22 protein-coding genes are annotated in these 21,805 nt (G+C 57.0%); 10 read left to right on the top strand and 12 right to left on the bottom strand.

The features are described from left to right. The first annotated feature begins 89 nt into the window (after positions 1-89). The 3 genes from QPM17_RS13740 to QPM17_RS13730 are packed head-to-tail and all read left to right on the top strand — an operon-like array spanning position 90 to position 2,255. The gene (locus tag QPM17_RS13740; protein WP_285391367.1) at positions 90-305 is read left to right on the top strand and encodes a dodecin; all 216 of its coding nucleotides are present in this window, start codon (positions 90-92) and stop codon (positions 303-305) included. Positions 306-354: 49 nt separating this feature from the next. Further along, positions 355-903, top strand: coding sequence for a nicotinamidase (locus QPM17_RS13735; RefSeq protein WP_285391366.1), 549 nt, complete (start codon positions 355-357; stop codon positions 901-903). After that, a complete protein-coding gene (locus QPM17_RS13730; protein WP_285391365.1) occupies positions 897-2,255 on the top strand; it encodes a nicotinate phosphoribosyltransferase in 1,359 nt (452 codons plus the stop codon). The genes QPM17_RS13735 and QPM17_RS13730 overlap by 7 nt, the downstream gene beginning before the upstream one ends. Before the next feature lie 19 nt (positions 2,256-2,274). On the opposite strand, the gene QPM17_RS13725 is transcribed toward QPM17_RS13730, so the two are convergent. Together QPM17_RS13725 and QPM17_RS13720 are read right to left on the bottom strand one after the other, a co-directional pair. Next, entirely contained in the window at positions 2,275-2,928 is a 654-nt protein-coding gene (locus QPM17_RS13725; RefSeq protein WP_285391363.1) for a hypothetical protein, read from the bottom strand. Between the two features lie 43 nt (positions 2,929-2,971). Continuing rightward, entirely contained in the window at positions 2,972-4,141 is a 1,170-nt protein-coding gene (locus QPM17_RS13720; protein WP_285391361.1) for a GNAT family N-acetyltransferase, read from the bottom strand. A gap of 102 nt (positions 4,142-4,243) precedes the next feature. Here QPM17_RS13720 and QPM17_RS13715 point away from each other — a divergent pair, with 102 nt between their 5' ends. From QPM17_RS13715 to QPM17_RS13690, 6 genes are all read left to right on the top strand, one after another. Next, positions 4,244-4,849 (top strand): IMPACT family protein, encoded by a 606-nt coding sequence (locus QPM17_RS13715; protein WP_285391360.1) that lies wholly within the window; start codon positions 4,244-4,246, stop codon positions 4,847-4,849. 78 nt (positions 4,850-4,927) lie between these two features. Continuing rightward, on the top strand, positions 4,928-5,452 hold the full coding sequence (locus QPM17_RS13710) for a DUF4136 domain-containing protein (protein WP_285391359.1): 525 nt from the start codon (positions 4,928-4,930) through the stop codon (positions 5,450-5,452). Positions 5,453-5,489: 37 nt separating this feature from the next. After that, positions 5,490-5,843: a translation initiation factor Sui1 gene (locus tag QPM17_RS13705; protein WP_285391358.1), complete on the top strand. Its 354-nt coding sequence runs from the start codon at positions 5,490-5,492 to the stop codon at positions 5,841-5,843. Between the two features lie 101 nt (positions 5,844-5,944). Next, the gene (locus QPM17_RS13700; RefSeq protein ID WP_285391357.1) at positions 5,945-7,210 is read left to right on the top strand and encodes a D-amino acid dehydrogenase; all 1,266 of its coding nucleotides are present in this window, start codon (positions 5,945-5,947) and stop codon (positions 7,208-7,210) included. A gap of 157 nt (positions 7,211-7,367) precedes the next feature. Then, on the top strand, positions 7,368-9,095 hold the full coding sequence (locus QPM17_RS13695) for an alkaline phosphatase D family protein (RefSeq protein ID WP_285391356.1): 1,728 nt from the start codon (positions 7,368-7,370) through the stop codon (positions 9,093-9,095). A 10-nt stretch (positions 9,096-9,105) separates the two neighbouring features. After that, positions 9,106-10,536 carry an alkaline phosphatase PhoX gene (locus QPM17_RS13690; protein WP_285391355.1) on the top strand — a complete coding sequence of 477 codons (1,431 nt, stop codon included), beginning with the start codon at positions 9,106-9,108 and terminating at the stop codon, positions 10,534-10,536. Between the two features lie 62 nt (positions 10,537-10,598). Here the strand turns inward: QPM17_RS13690 and QPM17_RS13685 are convergent, their stop codons facing one another. The 10 genes from QPM17_RS13685 to QPM17_RS13640 form a co-directional block, all read right to left on the bottom strand. Further along, complete coding sequence (locus QPM17_RS13685; RefSeq protein ID WP_285391353.1) at positions 10,599-12,242, bottom strand: fatty acid--CoA ligase; 1,644 nt, start codon at positions 12,240-12,242, stop codon at positions 10,599-10,601. 159 nt (positions 12,243-12,401) lie between these two features. After that, positions 12,402-12,683 (bottom strand): pyrimidine/purine nucleoside phosphorylase, encoded by a 282-nt coding sequence (gene ppnP / locus QPM17_RS13680; protein ID WP_285391352.1) that lies wholly within the window; start codon positions 12,681-12,683, stop codon positions 12,402-12,404. Positions 12,684-12,774: 91 nt separating this feature from the next. Then, positions 12,775-13,188 (bottom strand): monovalent cation/H(+) antiporter subunit G, encoded by a 414-nt coding sequence (gene mnhG / locus QPM17_RS13675; protein WP_285391351.1) that lies wholly within the window; start codon positions 13,186-13,188, stop codon positions 12,775-12,777. Further along, positions 13,181-13,453 (bottom strand): MrpF/PhaF family protein, encoded by a 273-nt coding sequence (locus tag QPM17_RS13670; RefSeq protein ID WP_285391350.1) that lies wholly within the window; start codon positions 13,451-13,453, stop codon positions 13,181-13,183. The genes mnhG and QPM17_RS13670 overlap by 8 nt, the downstream gene beginning before the upstream one ends. An 11-nt stretch (positions 13,454-13,464) precedes the next feature. Further along, the gene (locus QPM17_RS13665; RefSeq protein ID WP_285391348.1) at positions 13,465-13,938 is read right to left on the bottom strand and encodes a Na+/H+ antiporter subunit E; all 474 of its coding nucleotides are present in this window, start codon (positions 13,936-13,938) and stop codon (positions 13,465-13,467) included. Continuing rightward, the gene (locus QPM17_RS13660) at positions 13,935-15,449 is read right to left on the bottom strand and encodes a Na+/H+ antiporter subunit D (RefSeq protein WP_285391347.1); all 1,515 of its coding nucleotides are present in this window, start codon (positions 15,447-15,449) and stop codon (positions 13,935-13,937) included. The genes QPM17_RS13665 and QPM17_RS13660 overlap by 4 nt, the downstream gene beginning before the upstream one ends. After that, positions 15,446-15,793 carry a Na+/H+ antiporter subunit C gene (locus tag QPM17_RS13655; RefSeq protein WP_285391346.1) on the bottom strand — a complete coding sequence of 116 codons (348 nt, stop codon included), beginning with the start codon at positions 15,791-15,793 and terminating at the stop codon, positions 15,446-15,448. Before QPM17_RS13655 ends, QPM17_RS13660 begins: the two co-directional genes overlap by 4 nt. Positions 15,794-15,839: 46 nt before the next feature. Continuing rightward, positions 15,840-16,265 carry a Na+/H+ antiporter subunit B gene (locus tag QPM17_RS13650; RefSeq protein WP_285391345.1) on the bottom strand — a complete coding sequence of 142 codons (426 nt, stop codon included), beginning with the start codon at positions 16,263-16,265 and terminating at the stop codon, positions 15,840-15,842. Then, complete coding sequence (locus QPM17_RS13645) at positions 16,262-18,568, bottom strand: putative monovalent cation/H+ antiporter subunit A (RefSeq protein WP_285391344.1); 2,307 nt, start codon at positions 18,566-18,568, stop codon at positions 16,262-16,264. Before QPM17_RS13645 ends, QPM17_RS13650 begins: the two co-directional genes overlap by 4 nt. Positions 18,569-18,801: 233 nt before the next feature. After that, the gene (locus QPM17_RS13640; protein WP_285391343.1) at positions 18,802-19,614 is read right to left on the bottom strand and encodes a crotonase/enoyl-CoA hydratase family protein; all 813 of its coding nucleotides are present in this window, start codon (positions 19,612-19,614) and stop codon (positions 18,802-18,804) included. A gap of 106 nt (positions 19,615-19,720) precedes the next feature. Between QPM17_RS13640 and QPM17_RS13635 the strand changes: the two genes are divergently transcribed. After that, positions 19,721-21,775: an NADPH-dependent 2,4-dienoyl-CoA reductase gene (locus tag QPM17_RS13635; RefSeq protein WP_285391342.1), complete on the top strand. Its 2,055-nt coding sequence runs from the start codon at positions 19,721-19,723 to the stop codon at positions 21,773-21,775. The last annotated feature ends 30 nt before the right edge of the window (positions 21,776-21,805 follow it).

The raw sequence follows: 21,805 nt of genomic DNA, 5'->3' as shown, positions 1-21,805 counted from the left end.
TTTGATGGTGACTGATTACTGGTATAGGCTGAAAGTAGACTTATGCAAAAGGTTTGCCCGACTACATACGACCTTGGAAAGGAGGTTTCATGTCCGACCATCATGTTTACAAGAAGGTGGAAGTAGTTGGCTCTTCGAAGAAGAGTATTGAGGATGCCATTGAAAATGCGATTGCCGAATGCAGCAAGAACCTTCGCAAGATTGAGTGGTTTGAAGTACAGGAAACGCGTGGCCATGTGGTTGACGGCAAAGTCGGACACTACCAGGTCGTGCTCAAAATCGGTTTCAGGATAGAGAACAGCTGACATCCGGTGATCTGAATGAACTTTCGATGGAAGCATGGGAGGTATTCTTATGAACACTGGATCCAATGCCCTGTTGCTGGTAGATGTTCAGAACGACTTCTGCGAAGGCGGTAGTCTGGCGGTTCCCGGAAGTGACGAGATCTTTCCGGCTATCAATGAGTGGATCGGTAAGGCGCAGGAAGCCGGCTGGCCGATCCTCGCCAGCCGTGACTGGCACACCGTGGATCACATCAGCTTTCAGGATCGTGGCGGCCCCTGGCCGGTGCACTGCGTTCAGGATACCCCGGGAGCTGAATTTCACCCCAAGATGGAGCTTCCCGACTCCGCTATCCGCGTCAGCAAGGGAACCGCATTCGATACCGACGCCTATTCCGCATTCGATGGAACCGAGCTCGACAGCTACCTTCGCCGGCATGGTATCCACCGGCTCTTTGTGGCCGGCCTGGCCCTTGATGTCTGCGTTCAGGCAACAGTCAAAGATGCACTGAAACTCGGTTTTGAGGTTGAACTCATTACCAGCGGAACCCGCGCTGTTGAGGCGGACGAGGCGCCGGCCGTTTTTGAACAACTGAAAGAGGAGGGCGCCGAACTGTGCTGAAACAACCGCCGGTTGTAAGAGAAGGTGACTTATCCCTGCTGGTAGACCTTTACGAACTGGCGATGGCCCAGGCGTATTGGTCCGAAGGCATGGACGACACTGCGGTGTTCAGTCTTTTCTTTCGCGAGCTCCCGGAGAATCGCAATTTCGTCCTCGCCTGTGGCCAGCAGAACGTGGTCGGCATCATAGAATCGCTGGCCTTCAGCGATGAACATATTGAGCGCCTGGAGTCCCTTGACCGGTTCCAGCCCGAGTTTCTCGACTGGCTGCGGGATTTCCGGTTCAGTGGTTCGGTTTATGCGGTGCCTGAGGGGACGCCCCTGTTCCCCCAGGAGCCGCTGCTGGAAGTTGAAGGGCCGATTGCGGAGGTCCAGCTTCTGGAAAGCCTGGTGATGAATTACGTCCATCTGGAGTCAGCCCTGGCCTCAAAGTCTGTTCGCCTGACATTCGCTGCCGGGGGACGGCCGGTTGTCGATTTCGGGATGCGAAGGACGCACGGGCTGGATGCCGCCCACCGGGGCGTAAGGGCCTATCGGCTGGCGGGGCTGACCGGTACCAGCAATGTTCTGGCGGGCCTGGATTTCAATATGCCGGTTTATGGAACCATGGCTCACAGCTTTGTGCAGGCCTGCCCGGACGAGATGGATGCCTTCCGAATCTACGCCAGCCTGTATCCGGGGACAACGCTACTGGTGGATACCTACGATACCCGCTCTGCGGTAGACCGCATCATCAAGTGGTTAAAGGATGAGCCGGAAGTGAGCGTCGGCGGCATCCGTCTGGATTCCGGGGATCTTGCGGCCGAGGCTGTGGATTGCAGAAAAATGCTGGATGAAGCCGGCCTGACTGATATCAAGATAATGGCAAGTGGCGGTCTCGATGAGTACAGGATCGCAAAGCTCTGTTCATCCGGAGCGCCCATTGATGGTTTTGGTGTGGGTACTGCTATCGGGGTGGCAAAGGACGGCCCGGCACTGGAACTTGCCTTCAAACTGACGGAGTATGCCAGTCTTCCGCGGATGAAAAATTCTCCGGGCAAGCAGTCCTTCCCCGGCCCAAAGCAGGTTTACCGGCGCCTGGGAACAGATGGCCGTATTGCTGAGGACGTTGTTTCAGGCCGGGACGAGGTGTTTGACGGCACGCCTCTGCTGAGACCGGTGATGAAGGAAGGGAGGATTATCGAAGGTGCTATTGCCCCGCTGGATGACCAGGTAAAGGCGGCAAGCAAGTCAATTGATACACTGCCGGAGCGATTCCGTTCCCTTGACCCGGTTAACGAGAGTCCGGTTGTTATCAGTGAGTTTCTCAGAGCGCTGCAGCGTGACACCCTGGAGAGGGTCAGCAAGAAGTGAGCTGGCGGTTGGAGATACCCTAGCGGAGTATTCTGCGCCTGATAATGATAACGAGCTGGTTCAGCATTTCCTTTGTTTGGCCATCATAGAGCATGTGGAACTTCTCTTTCTGTACTGCCCTGTCGTGGCTGGAGCCGGACGACAGAGAGTCCTTTCTCAAATCCATATAATGGCAGGCGGCCAGGTGTGCCTTTATATGGTTATCAATCAGTTGAGTAATAAGCTCATCAACATCCCCATGGCAGAAGGGGCGTACACGGTTTAGTGTGCTGCGGGCATCCAGCGCTGCATTGCGCGCCTCAACCCGCAGTTCGCCGGCCTGCTCGTCAGCCTCCACTGCCCGAAGAAACATGCCGAGTTTGTCGTGCAGTGTCCAGAGTTGCGGCCAGATGGCTTCGTAAGCAGATTTCTCTGCCAGAAACCGCTCGCTGTCGGCGGTTTCCCTGCTCTCATGGCCCCCTGAGGGGCCATTGAACTGTGAGACCCGCATTTCATCCATATCCAGCCACAGGCTGTCCACCCGCTGTTTTACAGTATCGTTCTGCTCAGACATTTTTCGTCTGGCAGTGGCGCCGGAAACAGCGGCGATGATTGCCACAATTAGCGCCGTGGCGGCGATCACAAGGATGAAGTAGTCGGCGCTCAGAAGATCGAAAATATGGTCCAGTTCCATGGCTGCCCACTCTGCTTAATGTCGGTTAGAAGTTGGGTCTGTGCTATTGATCCGGTTCCACCTGCCTGAAGGGTAGTGCATCCAGCGCTTCCCCGGCATAGGCCATGACATGCTCGGCTTCTTCCACAGTAAACCTCGCGATGGCCTCTCGGAACCCCGGATGCCGTATGCCGTGCCAAGAATGGGTAATTACCGGCTCAAACCCCCGAACCAGTTTATGCTCTCCCTGGGCGCCGGCGTCGAAACTTGTCAGTGCCTGCTGAATGGCCAGCTCAATGCCCTGATAGTAACAGGTTTCAAAATGCAGATGATCGAATTCCTCCAGGCATCCCCAGTAGCGACCGTAGAGGGTCTCCCCGCCCAGCAGAAACAGGGCTCCGGCAATCATTTTTTCGTTCATGACGGCCATGACAATGTGTAGCTGGTCCGGCTGCCTCTCTCTGAGCTGATGAAAGAAGTCCTCGTTCAGATACGGCCGTTGCCCGCGCTTCAGGTAGGTGGCCTGATAGAATACATAGAATGCCGGGATGATGTGGTCGGGCATATCATTACCGGAAAAATGATGGAAGGAAATGCCCTGGTCAGTCACCTGCCTTCGCTCCTTGCGGATGGATTTCCGTTTTCGCGAAGTCAGTCTGGCGAGGAAGTCATCGAACGTGCTGTAGCCATGGTTATACCAGTGGAACTGGCAGCCAAGGCGATGAAGCTGATCCTCCCCGGTAAGCAGTTCCTGATCCTGTTTATCCGGAAACAGCAGGTGCCACGAATGGGCGGCCAGGTCGTCGGTGACTGAATCCAGCGCCTTGTGGATTCGCTCTGACGTCATCCATTCGCGAAGCTCTTCGGAGAACAGCAGTCGTGGCCCCTGGCAGGGCGTAAAGGGAATGGCGATCAGCAGTTTGGGGTAGTAGTCCATGCCATGGCGCCGATAGGCATCGGCCCAGGCCCAGTCAAAAACGTACTCGCCCATGGAGTGGGTTTTCAGGTAGGCAGGGGCGACACCGGCAAGCCTGCCATTGAGGTAGAATGTCAGGTGAGATGGACGCCATCCCGTGGCAGCGGATGTACAACCGGACTCTTCCAGTGCAAGCAGAAAATCGTGGCGCAGAAAGGGGCTGTGTGTGCCGCTGAGCTGATCCCAGACGTTTGCCTCGATGTCACCGATGGACCGCACTGTTCGGACTGTCAGTTCAGGGGTGAGGGGGTCTGGCATTGAATGGAGCTCTCCGTGATTTATCTCTACCATACGCCAGATTCGCCCAGATGATCACTTACAAGAGTTACACGAAGACAAACGTTACAGAACAGGGGCCTCATGTCCAAGGATTATCCAGTCCCGGCCGGTTTTCTGGAACGGGAAATTGAAGTCAAAAAGAGCCGCTTTATTGCCCGGGTTGCGCCTGTCTCGTCCAGGGATCAGGTCAAGGCCTGGCTTGAGCAGGCTCACAGGGACCATCCCGGCGCCCGTCATATCTGCTGGGCCTATCAGATTGGCCGGCCAGGCGCGGCAGCAGAGGCTGCCATGAATGATGACGGCGAGCCGTCGGGGACGGCCGGAAAGCCGATTCTGAGTGTGATCCAGCATAAGGACATGGGGGATGTGCTGGTATTGGTTATCCGATATTTTGGTGGTACCAAACTCGGGGCTGGTGGCCTTGTCAGAGCCTATGCGGGCGCTACCGAGGCGGTGCTGTCTGCAGTGGAACGGGTGATACAGCAGCCACTCTCGCGGGTGGCAGTCACCATGACCTTCGCGGATGAACAGCCGCTCCGACACTGGTGCGACCAGAACGGTGCTGAAGTGGAACACGTAGATTACGGTTCAGATGTGAGGGCGGATATCACCATACCTGTCGAGCAGGCTGACGGACTGTGCGCATTTTGTAATGCCCGGGGAATGCATTACAGTTTTGAAAGCTAGGGAACGGATACCGAAACTCCACGCGTCTACTGTGCGTATACTTGGTAAATGCGATTTGAGAAAGAGGGAATGACGATTATGAGAATTATCCTTTTATCCCTGATTCTGGTGGTGTTGACCGGATGCGCCAGTAACGTTGTTACGGATTACGATTCCGGTGTGGTCTTTGGCAACTATGGGTCATGGGCATTTGCGCCAAAGGGCGAGGGCCAGAATTTTACCTCACTTGATGGTGGCCGTATTGAGTCGGCGGTTGAGCAGGAGCTCAATCGCAAGGCCATGCGTAAGGTTGATCCTGAGGAGGCGGATCTGCTCGTGGCCTGGCAGATCGTTGAGGAGGAGCGTCTCGAACGCAGCGGAGTCGGGTTTGGCTTTGGTTTCGGCAGTGGCAACTTTGGCTGGGGATTGGCGTCGGCGCCTCCGGTCAGGGAAATTGAGGAAGGCAAGCTGGTGGTGGAACTGGTTGATACCGAGACTGATCGCGTGGTCTGGCGCGCAGCCAGCCGCCGTTACCTTAATGAAAATCAGTCGTCCGAGTCACGGCGCGAGCTGATTGATGAAATCGTGGCCGACATGTTTGAAAAGTATCCTCCGGGCGTCTGACGCTCCAGGTGGACACCGCAACGAATAAGAGGACGTTATGAAGGACCGGTCTGGAGGACTTGTGTTCTCCACAGAACAGGGGCGTATGTGCCCCGGTTGTCGGCACCCTGTCGATGAGTGTATTTGTCAGGCGCCGTCACGCCCGGCAGGCGACGGTGTTGTTCGGGTCAGCCGTGAAACCAAAGGGCGCAAGGGCAAAGGCGTTACTCTGCTCACCGGTATTCCTCTGGACGAAAAGGAACTGAAGGCCTTCGCCAAGATACTCAAGGCCCGGTGTGGAACCGGTGGTACTGTCAAGAACGGCGTGGTTGAGATCCAGGGTGACCAGCGGGATATTCTGGTTCCGCTGCTGCAGGAGAAAGGCTGGACGGTGAAAAAGGCCGGTGGCTGAGCATGATCCCCCCGAAAGTGGCAAATGGTCTGACACGTAATCCGTCAACCCAGGCGCTACAATAGTGACCCGATTCAGTCGTAGATCAAGAGAGGACATGAATGCACATACTGGTGCTCGGTGCAGGTGTTGTTGGTGTCACAACCGCATGGTATTTGCGGCAGGAAGGGTACGACGTCACGGTTGTGGACCGACAGTGTAACGCAGGCACCGAAACCAGCTACGCCAATGGCGGGCAGATCTCCGTATCACACGCTGAACCCTGGGCCAATCCCTCAACGCCTCTGAAAGTGCTCAGATGGCTCGCCCGTCCAGATGCGCCCCTGCTATTTCGCCCCCGGATGGATCCTGCTCAATGGCGTTGGGGCATCTCATTCCTGCGGGAATGCACTTCTGCCAGAGCCGCCCGCAACATGCGCCAGATTGTACGCCTTGGCATCTACAGCCGTGAGCGGTTGCAGGCACTGCGAAAAGACATCGAAATCGAGTACGATCACCTCGAGAAAGGTATTCTGCATCTATATACCAACCCCGGGGAATTCGAATCGGCTCTGGAGCCGGCCCGTATCATGCGGGAACTGGGATGTGACCGCCAGGTGATTGATGCAGATCGAGCGGTTGAGCTGGAACCCGCTCTGTCACCGGTCAGACAACGGATTGCCGGGGCAACCTACACCGCAGAAGACGAGTCCGGAGATGCCCGTCGGTTTACACAGGCACTGGCCATAAAAGCTCAGGAAGCCGGCGTGGAGTTTCTGTACGGTACCGAAATTCTGGGTTTCGAAAACACCCGTGACAGGGTTCTCGGGGTGACAGTCATACGTGAAGGCAGGCACCAGACCCTGCGTGCCGACAGCTATGTACTGAGCCTTGGCAGCTTCAGTGCCATACTGGCCCGGAAGCTTGGCCTGTTCCTGAACATCTACCCGGCCAAAGGGTACTCCATAACGGTGCCGGTGAAGAATGAGGATGCCGCATTCAATGTCAGCCTTATTGATGATGAATACAAGCTGGTCTTCTCACGACTTGGTGACCGCATTCGCGTTGCAGGCACGGCGGAACTGAGCGGTTACAGCCGGGAACTGAACCTTACCCGATGCCGGGCGATCGTCCGGCGCACCGCAGAACTGATGCCAGAGGCCGGGCATTGGGAACAGTCCGAGTTCTGGGCCGGATTGCGGCCGGCAACCCCTTCCAATGTGCCCTACATCGGCAAGAGTCACTTCGGAAATCTTTATCTGAATACTGGCCACGGTACCCTCGGATGGACCCATTCCTGCGGTTCTGCAGCCGCGCTGGCCGATATCGTGGCTGGGCGAAAGCCTGACGTGGATTTCACTTTCACAGGTCTCCAGCCCGCACGATGACATGGATGTTTCTGAAAGAAGGCAGCGGCGTTACCTGGTTGGCCTGATCTGCCTGGCTATTGTCACGATTCATTCATAAACTTTTTCCAGTCTGTTACCTCCCTAACTAACTGTGGTCGAAGGTTGTCGACCCAGCCCCGATCTATTGGAGAGCAGAATGGACAAGCAACGTCGTGCGGTGGTGAAGGGCCTCACTGCTGCTTCTTTTACTGCCTTGACCGCCTGTGGAGGCAGTTCTTCGAACCCCGCCCGCACGAATGAGCCAGGCTCCACTACGTCGGCAGGTGATAGCCAGAGTATCCCCGGGATCGAGTTTAACCATGGCGTCGCTTCCGGTGATCCACTGTCAGACAGAGTCATTCTGTGGACCCGGGTAACCCCGACAGAATCGCTTCCCAGGGATGTGGAAACAGTCCCGGTTCTGGTAACAGTGGCAAGGGATCGTGACATGCGGGAAAAGGTCGGTCGGTTCAGCACCACGACCGGGCCCGAGCAGGATTTCTGCGTGAAAATGGATGTGACGGGATTGCAGCCCGATACCTGGTATTACTACCAGTTTGCCGTCGGTCAACAGGTTTCCATGGTTGGTCGAACCCGAACCTTTCCGGCTGCGGGCATGCCGGTTGAACGGGCAAGATTCGCTGTTGTGTCCTGCTCAAACTATGCATTCGGCCTGTTTTCCGTCTATAAGGCCGTAAGCGAACAAAGCGACCTGGACTTTATCCTGCACCTGGGTGACTACATCTATGAGTACGGACCCGGTGAGTACGGCAGTTTTCCTGGCCGCGACCCTCTGCCCGCCCATGAGATACTGACACTGTCGGACTATCGGCAGCGTCACGCCCAATACAAAACCGACACCAACCTGCAGGCGGTGCACCAGCAGTTTCCAATGATCTGCGTCTGGGATGACCACGAGTCTGCCAACGACAGCTACCGCAGCGGTGCTGAGAATCATGACGAGGCGACAGAGGGCGCCTGGACCGAGCGTCGCGGGTCGGCAGTCCAGGCCTATTTCGAATGGTTGCCGATTCGTGAGGTGGGCACCGAAAAGGGGCGGATCTGGCGACAGTTCGAGTTTGGCGGGTTGATCGACCTTTTCATGTTGGATACCCGTCTTGAGGGGCGAGACCTGCAGGCGTCCTCTCCTTCGGATCCGGCCCGTTTCGACGAGGAGCGGCGGATCATGAGTGATGCGCAGATGAACTGGCTTGTTGGCGGGTTGTCCTCGTCCCGGGCAAGCTGGCGGATCATCGGCCAGCAGGTCATGTTTGCAGAACTGAATATTGTTCGCACCCTGGATGCCGCAGGCACCCTTGGCATGGAGGATCTGACCACATTCAACGGCCAGTTGCTGGCGCTGAACGTGGACCAGTGGGACGGTTATGTCGCAGATAGAGAGGTCATTCTGCGATCGCTTGCCGAGGAAAGTATCGATAACACGGTGTTCTTTACCGGCGATATTCACACCTCCTGGGCTAACGAAGTGTATGCGGACTCGGGCAACCTTCTGGAGAATGCCACTGTCGGCCCCCTGGCGGCCGAATTTGTCACGCCTTCGGTAACCTCGCCGGGGTTTCCGGAAGAGTTTGCCGATATCGCCGCCGAGGCGGTGAAAGTGGCAAATTCACACATGAAGTACGTAGAGCTCAAGTCGCCCGGTTTCATTCTCGTTGACGTAACGGCGGAGCGTACCCAGGCGGAGTTCCTCTACGTTCGCAGTATCTCCAGTGCAGACCAACTGGGGGAGGTGGATCCCGCGATGACCAAGGTTGTCGGTGTCGACGATGGCAATGCCCGTATTTACGAGGATCGCCCCCGTTCCCAGCCACGAGCGGTTCGCACCGCACTGTTTCACCCGCCTGTACGCAATGCGGTCAGTTAAGGAGCCCCCGATGTCCCGATCATTCTTTCCGGAAGCTAACCGGTGGAAACGCCGTGATGTTCTACGGACGCTTTTCTTCACCGCCGGCGCGGTAGGATCTGCTTCCTGGCTGGTCGGCTGTGGTGGCTCGGATTCCACCGCCGCTGCACCTACCCCTGGTATCGGTGATATGCCCGATGGCGAGGAGCTTCCCGAGATTGCAGATGAACTCCTTGGCCGCTTTGCGGATATCGGTCCGTTGCAGGATGCCGACATCCATGGCGTGCGATCCCCCCAAGGCTTTGCGACACGCATTGTCGCCATCAACAGTGAGCTTCCCCAGCCCGAAGGGATGGATGCTAGCGCGCCGCAAACGGGTGGCATCGGTAATCGGCCCTGGCATATTTTCCCGGATGGTGGGGGCGTTGTGCCCCGTGAGAACGGCGGCTGGATCTACATCAGTAACAGTGAGGTTCCCGGCGCTGGCACGCTGGGTTTTACCTTCCCGGAGTTGGCGGGACTTTCCACCGCTATTGAAGAGTTCACACCGGGGCTTGCCCAGGTGGGTACGCTGGTGTTCGATCCCGACGGCACGATTGTCGACTCCTATACAATTCTCAGCGGCACCACGTTCAATTGCGCGGGATGCGTAACACCCTGGAATACCTGGCTGTCGTGCGAGGAGTTTCCCAACGGGCAGGTCTGGGAATGTGATCCATACCAGCCCGGTGAAGGATTGGCGAGACCGACGCTGGGCTTTTTCTCCCATGAGGCGATTGCCATAGACCCGGATGAGCGCATGCTGTATCTCACCGAGGATATGCCGGATGGTCGGTTCTACCGCTGGATTCCAGACCCTTCCGACTGGCCGGAGGGCAGTGACCGGGCTGCACTGCAATCGGGGCGCCTCCAGGTGCTGGCAGTGCGCGGAGAGGGCGTGGATGCAGCTCTGGATGGTCCCCAGGCGATTGAGTGGCTGGACGTCCGGAATCCACATGAGCCGCAGCACGAGAACCGGTTACCCGCCTCTACAGTGTTCGATGGAGGAGAAGGTGTCTGGTTCTTCAAGGGTGTGGTTTATTTCGCCACCAAGGGCGACGATCGGATCTGGGCAGTAGATACGCTGTCTCAGACCATCGAGGTCATTTATGACCGCGCCACTGCCGTTGCGCCTAACAACATTCTGTCTGGTGTGGATAACCTGTTCGTCACTTCCCAGGGCGACATCCTGGTGGCGGAAGATGGCGGTGACATGCAGGTTGTCGTGATTCTACCGGACGGTACCCTCAAACCGCTGCTGCAGGTTGTCGGGCAGGATGCCTCGGAAATAGCCGGTATTGCTTTCTCACCAGATGGCCGCAGGATGTACTTTACCTCTGATCGAGGCGGCAGAAATGGCGCGGGCGGGTTCACGAATGGGCTGGGAATGGTTTATGAACTGATCCTGCCCAATACCCTGTGATTGTGGCCTGGTGTCAGATGAAAAATCATCTGACACCAGGGTCCGGCTTACACTGATGAACCTTATTTCAACTGATCCCGGATCAGTTTCTTGTTGATCTTGCCAACACTGGTTTTCGGAATATCTTCAACGAAATCAATCTGATTTGGTATGGCCCATTTGTTGATCTCGCCGGAATCCACGAACTTCTTCAGGTGATTCTGGATATCTTCAAGGGTAGCCTCCTCACCAGGTTTCAGGGTAACCAGGGCATGGGGGCGTTCGCCCCATTTCTCGTCGGGCACGCCGACCACTGCGGCGCCGGCAACGGCCGGGTGCTGACTGATCAGGTTTTCCAGGTCGAGCGAGGAGAGCCATTCGCCGCCGGTTTTGATCACATCCTTGATGCGGTCCTTGATGGTGAGGGTATGGTCAGGCTCCATGCTGGCGACATCGCCGGTATGCAGCCAGCCCCCTTCCCAGAGTTCCTCGCTTTTCTCGGCCTGTTTGAAATAACCCTGGGTCAGCCAGGGAGCGCGGGCAACCACCTCGCCCTTGGCTTCCCCGTCATGGGGCACAGGTTTGCCGTCCGGGTCCACAATTTCCAGTTCCACCATTGGTGCCGCAATACCGGTCTTTACCCTGATGGCTGTCTGCTGCTCCAGGGGCAACTCCATGTCTTCCGGCTTGAGGTGAGACGCACTGAGCAGTGGGCAGGTTTCAGACATTCCGTAAGCGGTATACATCCTGATTCCAAGCTTCGCCCCCGCATCGCAGAGTCCCTTGGTCAGTGCGCTACCACCGATAAGCACGTGCCAGTTACTCAGATCGGCCGTCTTGATGGATTCGGTGGCCATCATCATCTGCATGATCGTTGGTACGCAGTGTGAGAAGGTGACTTTGTGTTCTTTTAACAGGTCGACAAGCAGTTCCGGTTCGTAGCGACCCGGATAGACCTGTTTGACGCCCATCATGGTGGCCGCGTAGGGCACGCCCCAGGCATGAACGTGGAACATCGGGGTCAGCGGCATGTAAACCGATGAGGAACGGAGTAACGGCATTTCATCAAATGCTGCAATGGTTCCTGTCATGGCCAGAGTGTGCAGCACCAGTTGTCGGTGGCTGAAGTAAACGCCTTTCGGATTGCCGGTGGTACCGGTGGTGTAAAAGGTGGTCGCTACACTGTTTTCATCAAAGTCCGGGAAGTCGAACTGATTGTCCGCTTTGGCCAGCAGGGCTTCATACTCACCAACCGTATCCACGGGTGCCGCCTTTGCTGTGTCGCTGTCGGTCAGTTGAATCCAGGTCCTGACGGTTTTGATCTCGTCTTTCACACCTTCGATGATCGGGAGGAAATCGTCGTGTACCAGAACCGCATCATCCTCGGCGTGGTTCATGGTGTAAACGATCTGCTCGGGTGACAACCGGACATTAATGGTGTGCAGAATGGCTCCGATCATCGGAATGGCAAAGAAACACTCAAGGTAACGGGGTGTGTCCCAATCCATGACCGCAACGGTATCACCGGGTTTGACGCCGGCATCGGTCAAGGCGTTGGCCAGGCGGTGAATGCGATCCACCAGATCGGTATAGGTGTACTTGCTGCGATTGGCGTAAACAATTTCCTGGTCCGGGTTGTAGCGGGGGCCGGACAATAGCAGCTGCTTGATCAGCAGTGGATACTGATGGGCGTTGTTTGCCGGTTCCAGGATGCGGGTTTGTGCCATAACTCGATGCCTCTTTCTCAATTGTTTATTTTATAACGAGAAGAAGCCTAAATCTGACACAGATTGGCGTGAACGGAAACCTCTGGAGATTAAAAAAAAGAACAGGGCCAGTGGGCGCCATTGATTGGCCCACCTGTCCTGTTCCGAGCCTGGTGAGGGTTATTCGTAAGTGCAGAGGTAGGCAGTGTCGATGTCTGTTTTTGCCTTGAAGCTGGCCTGCCCGGCCACTTCAAAAAACTCACCGGAACCGTAGGTCATCCATTCCTGCATGCCTGGCAGCAGAACGGTCAGTGCACCGCTGATAACTGTCATGGTCTCTTTCTTGCTGGTGCCAAACTCGTATTCTCCAGGGCTGATCACGCCCACGGTTGCCGGCAGCGTCGAGGTCTGGAAGGCAATGGACTTGGCCTTGCCATCAAAGTATTCATTTACTTTCAACATGAAAATGTCTCCTTAAAATGGGGGAGTGGACTATACGCGAAATTGTATTGCCATGGTGTGAAAAAAGTGGCCGCCGGTCTGGTCCAGACGCTCAGCGCTGGTCGGAAGAGTCCGGCTCCGGTGGCGGGGTGACGCTCTCCGGGCTGCCATCGTAACCGCTGCGGAGCTTGTGGGTGTCAGGATCATAATTGTCACGCAGTTCATCCTTGACGGTACCGTCCCATAGCGAGGTTCCCATGAAGTAACCGGCTCGACCGATTACGTGGGCGGCAACCGGAGATGTGATCAGGATGAACACCACGATGGCAAAGGCTCGGGCGAACACAACGCTGTCTGCAAAGTAGAAGGCGACACCGCCCATGGTGAACATCGCTCCCATGGCACCGGCTTTGGTGGATGCATGCATGCGGGTAGGCAGGTCCGGCAATCGAACAATGCCAACGGCCGCCAGCAGCATGAAGGAAGCGCCGGCCAGTAGAAGCAATGCCACGATCAGTTCAATCATTTCTGCGTCCCCCCCGTTCCAGGAAGCGTGCGAAACCGATGGCTGCGAGGAAGGCAGTCAGGGCGATAACAATGGCCACGTCCAACAGGCTGGAAACACCGGTGTCAATGGCATGGACGCCCACATAACCAACGACGATGGATGCTATCAGCTCAAGGGCCACAACCCGGTCCGGTAGCGACGGCCCCTTGGTCAGACGGATGAACGCCAACAGGAGCGCTAACGAGAGCATAAAATAGACGATGTTAATTACTATCGGAATCACGTGGTAGCTCCTCAGCGCAAGATCTTCAGGATTCGGCGCTCAAGTTCCCTGAGATCCTGCCGCAACTGTTCCTCATCCTGAAGAAACATTGCATGTATGAAAAGCACCCGACGGTCGTCCGAAACGTCCAGGCTCAGCGTCCCGGGCGTCAGGGAAATCACACTGCTCAGGAACAGGATCTCCACATCGGTGTGTGCCTCCAGGCGAAACGCGATGACGCCGGGTTTCATATACCAGACTGGCGTTGCAACATCGTAGGCAACGCGGAAGTTGGCTTTTACCAGTTCTTTGACAAAAAACACCAGGAACGCCACCACCCGCGGAATACGCCTGGAGTAACCCTTGAGAACGGGCACCTGTCTTTGCAGGACCATCAGTGCCAGGTAAGCAAAGAAGAAGCCGGCCAGAAAGTTCAAAGCGGTGAATTTGCCGCTCAGCGCCACCCAGGCAAGCGCCAGCATGATGTTCCAGAAGAAACCTATCATTGTTGCGCACCTCCCAGAACCGCTTCTATGTAGAGCTCGGGGTTCATCAGCTGGTCGGCCGCCATCTCGGCCAGTTCATAGATAGGCTGGCCGTTAAGACCGATGTACAGGGTACATGCTGCAAGACCGACGACTGGCACATAGTAAGCCCACGCGTGGCTTTTTTTCATGTCGCCCTTCAGGAGACTGAGGGACTTGGTGTGTTCCGGTGTTTCCTTCCAGAACACTTCGGCCCAGATCTTGATCATGGAATACAGTGTCAGCAGGCCGACCAGCAGGGCAATACCCGTAATCACATAGGCTTCCGCCTCCAGGCCCGCCCGGATCACAACAAACTTCGCGAAAAATCCCGACAGTGGCGGGATGCCTGCCAGTGACAGGGCTGGGATGAGGAACAGCAGGGCGAGCATTGGCCGTTCCTTGTAGACGCCGCCCAGGTCCTGCAGCTCATAGCTGCCCAGCAGCCGGTAAGTGATGCCGCTGACCAGGAACAGGTTCGTCTTAACAATGATGTGGTGCATGATGTAAAACACCCCGCCGATAATCGCCAGCGGCGTGAACAGGGCAAGCCCAAGGATCATGTAGCCGATCTGGCTGACAATGTGGAACGACAGGATGCGGCGGAATTCGAACTGTGCTGCGGCACCGAGAACGCCGGTCAGCATGGTCAGGGCAGCGGCCCAGAGCAGTATGGTGTGTGTGTATTCCACATCCTGGGTGAAGATAAGCGTGAAGACCCGGTACAGGGCGTAAACCCCCACCTTGGTGAGCAGCCCGGCAAACAGGGCGGAAACCGCCACCTGGGGCGTATGGTAGGAAGCGGGCAGCCAGAAAAACAGCGGAAAGGCCGCTGCCTTGATACCAAAGGACACCATGAACATCATCGACACCACGGTAACCATGCCCGCATCTTCCAGTGATGCCACTTTCTGGGCGATGTCTGCCATGTTGAGTGTGCCGACGGTGCCATAAAGCAGGCCCACTGCTGACAGGAAAATCGCGGACGAAAACAGGTTCAGGGTAACGTATTTGATGGCGCCTTCCATCTGCGCCCGTTCGCCACCTAGTGTCAGCAGGGCGAAGGAGGCGAGCAGCATGACCTCAAACCAGACAAACAGGTTGAAAATGTCGCCCGTGAGGAAGGAGCCGGACACCCCCGCCAGCAGCAGGTGCATCAGCGGGTAATAGCCAAACTTTTCATGACCGCTGGGCGTGGAGGCCAGGGAGTAGATGGCGATGGCAAGCCCGATGATGCCCGTCAGCACGATCATGATGGCGCTGAGTATGTCGGAGACAAACACAATACTGAAAGGGGCGGGCCAGCTCCCCATTTCCATGACCAGGAATCCCTGGTCGACCGTCGAGCGCAGCAGCCAGACGCTGGCTGCCAGCAGCAGGGCGGTCGCCACCACGGCCAGAATGCGCTGATAGCGAACGGAGCGCCACAGAGCCACGGACACGGCGCCGGAAATCAGCGGAATAAGAATCGGTAGGGCAAGCTCCAGGTTCAAGTGTCCGTATCCTTCATCTGGTCGAGGTCATCGGTTCCCACCACTTCATACGCACGACGAATGAGAACCACTGCGAAGGCCAGAACGCCGAAGGCGATTACGATGGCAGTCAGTATCAATGCCTGTGGTAACGGGTCAGCAACGATACCCAGAGGTGCGTCGGCACCCTCCGGAAGCAGCGGGGGGGCACCCCGGGTCATGCCGGAAACGACGAATATGAGCAGGTTGGCGGCATTGCTCAGTATCATCAGGCCAATAACCAGCTTGACGATAGAGCGGCGCAGCATCATGTAAATCGCCGCCGCAAAAAGGATGCCGACGACATAAGCCATCAGGCTTTCCATAACGGCCCTCCTTCCGGGTTGGGGTGTCGGGAGTGCAAACTCTGGTTCATTCATCCGACTCCATCAGATTGATAACGAAGGTCATGATGGTGCCCAGAACCGTGGCATAGACGCCGATGTCGAAGATCAGCGGCGTTGACAGTTTCAGATAATTTTCGCCGGGCAGCGGCAGTTCCCACCAGTGAGCGGTCAGCATGGGCTGCCCGGACAGGAATGCGGGAATGGTGGAGACGATGGCAAACAGTAATCCCGCAGCAAGAAGGTCCCGAGGGGCAACCCGAAGGATCCGGCGGGTTGCCTCCGATCCAAAGGCAAAAGCATAGAGAACGAAGGCGCCTGCCGCCACGAGCCCACCGATGAACCCTCCGCCGGGCTCGTCATGGCCGCGGAACAACAGGAAAACCGAGAACATCAGCTGCAGGGGCATGATGAACAGGGCCGCGGTGTGAAGAATGAGGGTATTGGATTTCATGGTTTGTGCTGATCCTCCGCCTTCAGTTTGATCATTGACAGCACACCAAGGGCAGCCAGCGACAGAACGAAGATCTCGCCCAGGGTATCCAGTGCCCGGAAATCCACCAGAATGACGTTAACGATGTTGCGCCCATGGCCCAGTGGCCCACTGTTCTCGACGTAGTAGCTCGAAATGGTCTCGAAGTACTGCACATCGAGGGATGCGAGGATCAGGAGTGTCATTACGATACCGGCGAACGCGGCGACAGCGAGATCCCGGTAGCGCTCAAATGGTGATGAAAGGTTGACGAACTCGGGCAGCTTGAACAGCACCAGCACCAGCAGGATGACCGTCAGTGTTTCCACGAGCAACTGGGTGATGCCCAGGTCTGGTGCGCTGAACAGGATGAAGGTCAGGGCAACGCCAAAGCCAAGCACCCCCATGGACGCGACGGAGCCCAGCCGGGAATGGGTCGCGCTGGCAAAAACCGCGGCAGCCAGCAGCAGTAAGGCAATTCCCCACTCATAGAAGTGACTGTCGGTCAGGTCCAGCGCCAGGGTGATGCCCTGTTTGGTCAGCAGTGTGTACCCCGTCAGGCCAAAGGTCACTGCTACCAGCAGCAGCAGGTACAATCCGAGCACTCCATTCTGCAGTACCCGGGTCTGCCAGGCGGCAACAATGGTTATGCCTTCCATGAGGCGGAAATACCCGGCTTCGGGGCCAAACCTGGCGCCCGAGGTGTTGATGGCGTAGAGCGTGGGCTGAATTCGGCGCCATCCTGCCAGAAGGCTGAGACCCAGCGCCAGGCTGCCCATGGACAATACCAGGGGTACGTTGACGCCATGCCAGAGGGCCAGGTGGGTTTCCACCGGCGAGCCGTTGACGCTACCCACCGCTGTTTGCAACAGGGCGCCCTCGGGCAGGAACGGAGCCAGCCCGAACAAAAGAGCAATCAATGACAGCACGCCGGGGCCCACCAGCATCCCGAAGGGTGCCTCGTGGGGCGTTTTCGGAGTGTTTGCGGTACTGCCAAAGAAAGGCTTGATTGCCACCAAGCCAGCGACACCAACAATCAGGACTGCCGATGCCACGGCTGCAACCGTCAGGCCCACAGACCAGAATGGAGCTTCCAGCAGCGACTCAAGCAGCAGTTCCTTGGCGATAAACCCGAATACTGGTGGCAGCCCCGCCAGTGACAATGCTGCCAGGCAGGCAATCACGGCAGTCGCAGGCATGCTTTTTCTCAGTCCGCCCATGCGGCTGATGTCCTTGGTGCCGGTTTCGTGATCAAGGGCGCCGGCGATCATGAACAGGGCGCCCTTATACAGAGAGTGCGCCACCAGGAAACAGATGAAGGCGGTCAGGGCCAGTTCGGTGCCGACGCCAATCAGAATGGTCAGGGTGCCCAGGGCCATGATGGTTGAGTACGCCAGGACCTTTTTGATGCCGGTGCTGCTGAATGCCAGATAGGCACCGGTAAACATGGTGGCTGCGCCAAACAGCATCAGTGCCTGGCTCCAGAGTTCACCTTCACCCAGGGACGGATTCAGGCGCGCCATCAGGTAAATACCGGCCTTGACCATGGTGGCCGAGTGCAGGAACGCGGAAACCGGGGTGGGTGCGGCCATGGCGTTAGGCAGCCAGAAATGGAAGGGTACCTGAGCCGATTTGGTGAACGTACCCGCCAGAATACAGATGACCGCTGCCGTGTAGAACGCATGCTCATGGAGGGCCATATCCGACGCCAGAATCTCTGACAGTGAATAGCTGCCGCTCATGATCGCCAGCAGTACCAGGCCCGCCATTAAAGCGAGGCCTCCCGCGACGGTTACAAACAGGCCCTGCAGTGCGCATTTGCGCGCTTCCATGTCTTCGTGATTGAAGCCGATCAGCATGTAGGAGGTGATGCTGGTCAGTTCCCAGAATACGAACAGGGTGATCAGGTTATCTGAAAGCACCAGCCCAAGCATGGACGCCATGAAGGACAGCATAATGACGAAGAAACGTGCCAGATATTTGTGGCCTGCAAGATAGGCGCCCGCATAAATGAGGATAAAGGTGCCGATGCCACTGATCAGCAGAGCAAATACCAGGGAGAGACCATCGACCAGGAAGTTGAGCGAGATATCCAGCCCGGGCATCCAGGCGTACTCCAGCACCAGCGATCCATTGGCCCGGACGTCCGGAATCAGGCTGGCAAAGTATACCGTGAGACTTGCGGGCAGGATGGCCAGCACCCAGCCAATATATCTGCCGCTGATCCGATGCAGTGCCGGTGCCACAATTGCCAGCAGAAACCCTGATAACACAGCCAGTAGCATGTTGAGATTGCGCTCCAGTCAGGCCCTTGAAAAGTCGGCTGGATCGCTCCGGGGCTGGAGACTGATCCTCAGGAAATGTTAATCGTTACCCTTTATTCAGACGCCTGAGAGACTATCCGACACCTTGATCAAAGGCAAGACAGGTTGCAGGCCGCCACAGTAAAAGGATAGACACCCAGATACGGTTTTGCAGAGTTGTTGGACCAGTAAAAACTCACACTATCCTGGGGCATTCAGAAATCACGGCGGTCCTGATAGGGCTTGTCCGGCAAACCGGAGTTCCGGGCCACGGCGATACGTTGATTGGCCCGGCCCAGCACCTTTTTCTGCAGTTTCGTTTCCCAGTCCAGCGCGACCTTGTCGGTGGCATTCCAGCTTCGGTTAAACAGCAATTTGCTGGCCGCCACCGCATCTGGTGAGCGCGCGGCCAACTCCCGGGCGAAGGCCATGGCTTCTGCCATCGGATCGTCGCAGGAACGGCTGACCAGGCCCATGGCTTTTGCTTCCGAGCCATTGAATCGCCGCGCAGTCATGGTCAGTTCCTTGGCAAGGTCAATGGGAACCAGTTCGCGCAGGGTGACTGTCAGGCTCATGTCCGGGATCAGGCCCCACTTGCTTTCCATAATGGAAAACTCACAGTCCGGCGTGGAGAACCGGAAGTCGGCACCCAGTGCCACCTGGAAGCCACCGCCGAAACAGTAGCCATGGGTGACGGCAATAACCGGCGCAGGTACATCCCGCCAGAGATAGCCCACATCCTGGGCCAGGTTGCTGATCCTGCGGCCTGGCTTGATCAACAGTTTGAGAAAGTTCACCGGATTCTTCGACACGGTTTTCACGTCCAGTCCCGAGCAGAAGGCTTCTCCGGCTCCGCGGAGGATGATAGCGCGCACACTGCGGTCTTTCCTGAGGGTTTTGGCGGCCCTGGTGATAGCCTCGAACATGGGCATGTCCAGGCCATTGTATTTCTCCGGCCTGTTCAGAGTTACGACAGCAATGCCGTTTTCAATATCGATCAGTACCCTTTCAGAATCGCTTGCGCTCATATCGTCGGTTCCGTGTCATACATTAGTCGTAGAGCGCTATGCTACCATGTTGCCTCCTTATGAGAACGTCCGCCAGAGACGAGATGACGAGATAAAGAGAGATCACATGACTGCAGCTTACCCCCATCTGCTCAAGCCTTTGGACCTGGGCTTCACCGAGCTGAAAAACCGCGTGCTTATGGGCTCCATGCATACCGGTCTGGAAGACCGCTTCTGGAATATTCACAAGCTCGCCCGTTATTTTGCCGAGCGCGCGGAGGGCGGCGTCGGGCTCATGGTTACCGGAGGTTTCTCGCCCAACTTTGTTGGCCAGCTTTCACCCCTGGCCTCTACCATGAATCATCGCGGTACGGCCCTCTTGCATCGCCATGTTACCAATGAAGTCCACGATGCTGGCGGCAAAATCTGTCTGCAACTGCTTCATGCCGGGCGATACGGTTACCAGCCCTTCAGCGTGTCGGCATCGGCAACCAAGGCGCCAATTACGCCTTTCAAGGCGCGGGCCCTGTCCACCAAAGGCGTGGACAAGCAGATCGATGATTTCGTCAGTGCCGCCAGACTGGCGAAACTGGCGCGCTACGATGGTGTTGAGGTGATGGGCTCTGAAGGCTATTTCATCAACCAGTTCCTGTGCGAGCGCACCAACAAGCGCACTGACAAGTGGGGTGGGCCGTTCGAGAACCGTATGCGGTTGCCCGTGGAAATTGTCCGCCGGATGCGGGAAGCGGTGGGCCCCGAGTTCATCATTATCTACCGCCTGTCAATGCTGGACCTGGTGGAAGGAGGGCAGACCTGGGATCAGGTGGTACAACTGGGCAAAGCCATTGAAAAGGCCGGTGCGACCATTATCAACACGGGCATCGGCTGGCACGAAGCCCGGGTGCCCACCATTGTAACTTCTGTGCCGCGGGGTGGTTTTGCCGACGTTACCGCCAAGTTCTATGGTGAAGTGGACATTCCCGTATGCACCACCAACCGCATCAATACTCCTGAGAAGGGCGAGGAAATTCTCGCAGCCGGCAAGGCCGACATGGTATCCATGGCACGGCCACTCCTGGCGGATTCGGAATTTGTTCGCAAGGCAGAGCAGAACCGCAGCGACGAAATCAATACCTGTATCGCCTGTAACCAGGCCTGCCTGGATCACGTGTTCCAGCTCAAGCGCGCATCCTGCCTGGTAAACCCGCGCGCCTGCCATGAGACCGAGCTGGTTCTTACAGTGGCGCCGATCAGCCGTCGTATTGCTGTGGTGGGTGCCGGCCCGGCCGGATTGGCTGCGGCTACCACCGCCGCCAAACGGGGGCACAAGGTGACGTTGTTCGAGGCGGACGACAGGATTGGTGGTCAGTTCAACTACGCCAAGCGCATTCCCGGTAAGGAAGAATTCTACGAGACACTGCGATACTACCAGCGCCAGATCGAGATTCTGGACATCGAGCTCAAACTCAATACCCGTGTGGACTCGGATTCACTCAGTGAAGCGGGGTTTGATGACGTCATCATCGCGACAGGTGTTAGGCCCCGGACGCCGAAGATTGAGGGTATCGATCACCCGAAAGTACTGGGTTATCTCGACGTGCTCCGCCACAACAAGCCCGTTGGCCAGTCTGTGGCCGTTATTGGGGCGGGCGGCATCGGTTTCGATGTCAGCGAGTTCCTGACCCACGACGCCAGCCATCATCCGGAGGGAGAGCAGGTCAGCGTTGCCGACTGGCAGGCGGAATGGGGTGTGGACCCGCAATTTGAAGGGCCGGGTGGGCTGGCGGAGCGCAAGCCGACATCATCACCGCGCAAGGTCTACCTGATGCAACGCAAGAGCAGCAAGGTGGGCGGTGGCCTGGGTAAAACCTCTGGCTGGGTTCACCGCAACAGTCTCAAACACCGCGATGTGGAGATGCTCCGGGGCTGCAGCTATGAAAAGATTGATGATGAGGGTCTGCACATCACCCTGTCGGACAAGGATGGCAAGGTCACTGAGAGCAAGGTGCTGGCGGTGGACAATGTGATTATTTGCGCAGGACAGGAGCCGTTCCGCACGTTGTTTGATGATCTGGTCAATCGCGGGATTCAGACTCACCTGATTGGCGGAGCCGATGTTGCGGAAGAGCTGGATGCCAAGCGGGCTATCCGCCAGGGTACGGAGGTGGCTGCCAGAATCTGACCGGGGGCGACAAATTTGGTCACAAAGTGA

It is taken from the genome of Marinobacter azerbaijanicus, assembly GCF_030250645.1.
GTDB classification, from domain to species: domain Bacteria; phylum Pseudomonadota; class Gammaproteobacteria; order Pseudomonadales; family Oleiphilaceae; genus Marinobacter; species Marinobacter azerbaijanicus.
The sequence above is the reverse complement of the archived record's forward strand: the minus strand, read 5'-3'. Positions and strand labels throughout refer to the sequence as shown.

Excerpts from the sequence above, each read along its gene's own strand:
- QPM17_RS13740 (WP_285391367.1), top strand. The coding sequence starts at position 90 with ATGTCCGACCATCATGTTTACAAGAAGGTGGAAGTAGTTGGCTCTTCG.
- QPM17_RS13735 (WP_285391366.1), top strand. The coding sequence starts at position 355 with ATGAACACTGGATCCAATGCCCTGTTGCTGGTAGATGTTCAGAACGAC.
- QPM17_RS13725 (WP_285391363.1), bottom strand. The coding sequence starts at position 2,928 with ATGGAACTGGACCATATTTTCGATCTTCTGAGCGCCGACTACTTCATC.
- QPM17_RS13720 (WP_285391361.1), bottom strand. The coding sequence starts at position 4,141 with ATGCCAGACCCCCTCACCCCTGAACTGACAGTCCGAACAGTGCGGTCC.
- QPM17_RS13715 (WP_285391360.1), top strand. The coding sequence starts at position 4,244 with ATGTCCAAGGATTATCCAGTCCCGGCCGGTTTTCTGGAACGGGAAATT.
- QPM17_RS13710 (WP_285391359.1), top strand. The coding sequence starts at position 4,928 with ATGAGAATTATCCTTTTATCCCTGATTCTGGTGGTGTTGACCGGATGC.
- QPM17_RS13705 (WP_285391358.1), top strand. The coding sequence starts at position 5,490 with ATGAAGGACCGGTCTGGAGGACTTGTGTTCTCCACAGAACAGGGGCGT.
- QPM17_RS13700 (WP_285391357.1), top strand. The coding sequence starts at position 5,945 with ATGCACATACTGGTGCTCGGTGCAGGTGTTGTTGGTGTCACAACCGCA.
- QPM17_RS13695 (WP_285391356.1), top strand. The coding sequence starts at position 7,368 with ATGGACAAGCAACGTCGTGCGGTGGTGAAGGGCCTCACTGCTGCTTCT.
- QPM17_RS13690 (WP_285391355.1), top strand. The coding sequence starts at position 9,106 with ATGTCCCGATCATTCTTTCCGGAAGCTAACCGGTGGAAACGCCGTGAT.
- QPM17_RS13685 (WP_285391353.1), bottom strand. The coding sequence starts at position 12,242 with ATGGCACAAACCCGCATCCTGGAACCGGCAAACAACGCCCATCAGTAT.
- ppnP (WP_285391352.1), bottom strand. The coding sequence starts at position 12,683 with ATGTTGAAAGTAAATGAATACTTTGATGGCAAGGCCAAGTCCATTGCC.
- mnhG (WP_285391351.1), bottom strand. The coding sequence starts at position 13,188 with ATGATTGAACTGATCGTGGCATTGCTTCTACTGGCCGGCGCTTCCTTC.
- QPM17_RS13665 (WP_285391348.1), bottom strand. The coding sequence starts at position 13,938 with ATGATAGGTTTCTTCTGGAACATCATGCTGGCGCTTGCCTGGGTGGCG.
- QPM17_RS13655 (WP_285391346.1), bottom strand. The coding sequence starts at position 15,793 with ATGGAAAGCCTGATGGCTTATGTCGTCGGCATCCTTTTTGCGGCGGCG.
- QPM17_RS13650 (WP_285391345.1), bottom strand. The coding sequence starts at position 16,265 with ATGAAATCCAATACCCTCATTCTTCACACCGCGGCCCTGTTCATCATG.
- QPM17_RS13645 (WP_285391344.1), bottom strand. The coding sequence starts at position 18,568 with ATGCTACTGGCTGTGTTATCAGGGTTTCTGCTGGCAATTGTGGCACCG.
- QPM17_RS13640 (WP_285391343.1), bottom strand. The coding sequence starts at position 19,614 with ATGAGCGCAAGCGATTCTGAAAGGGTACTGATCGATATTGAAAACGGC.
- QPM17_RS13635 (WP_285391342.1), top strand. The coding sequence starts at position 19,721 with ATGACTGCAGCTTACCCCCATCTGCTCAAGCCTTTGGACCTGGGCTTC.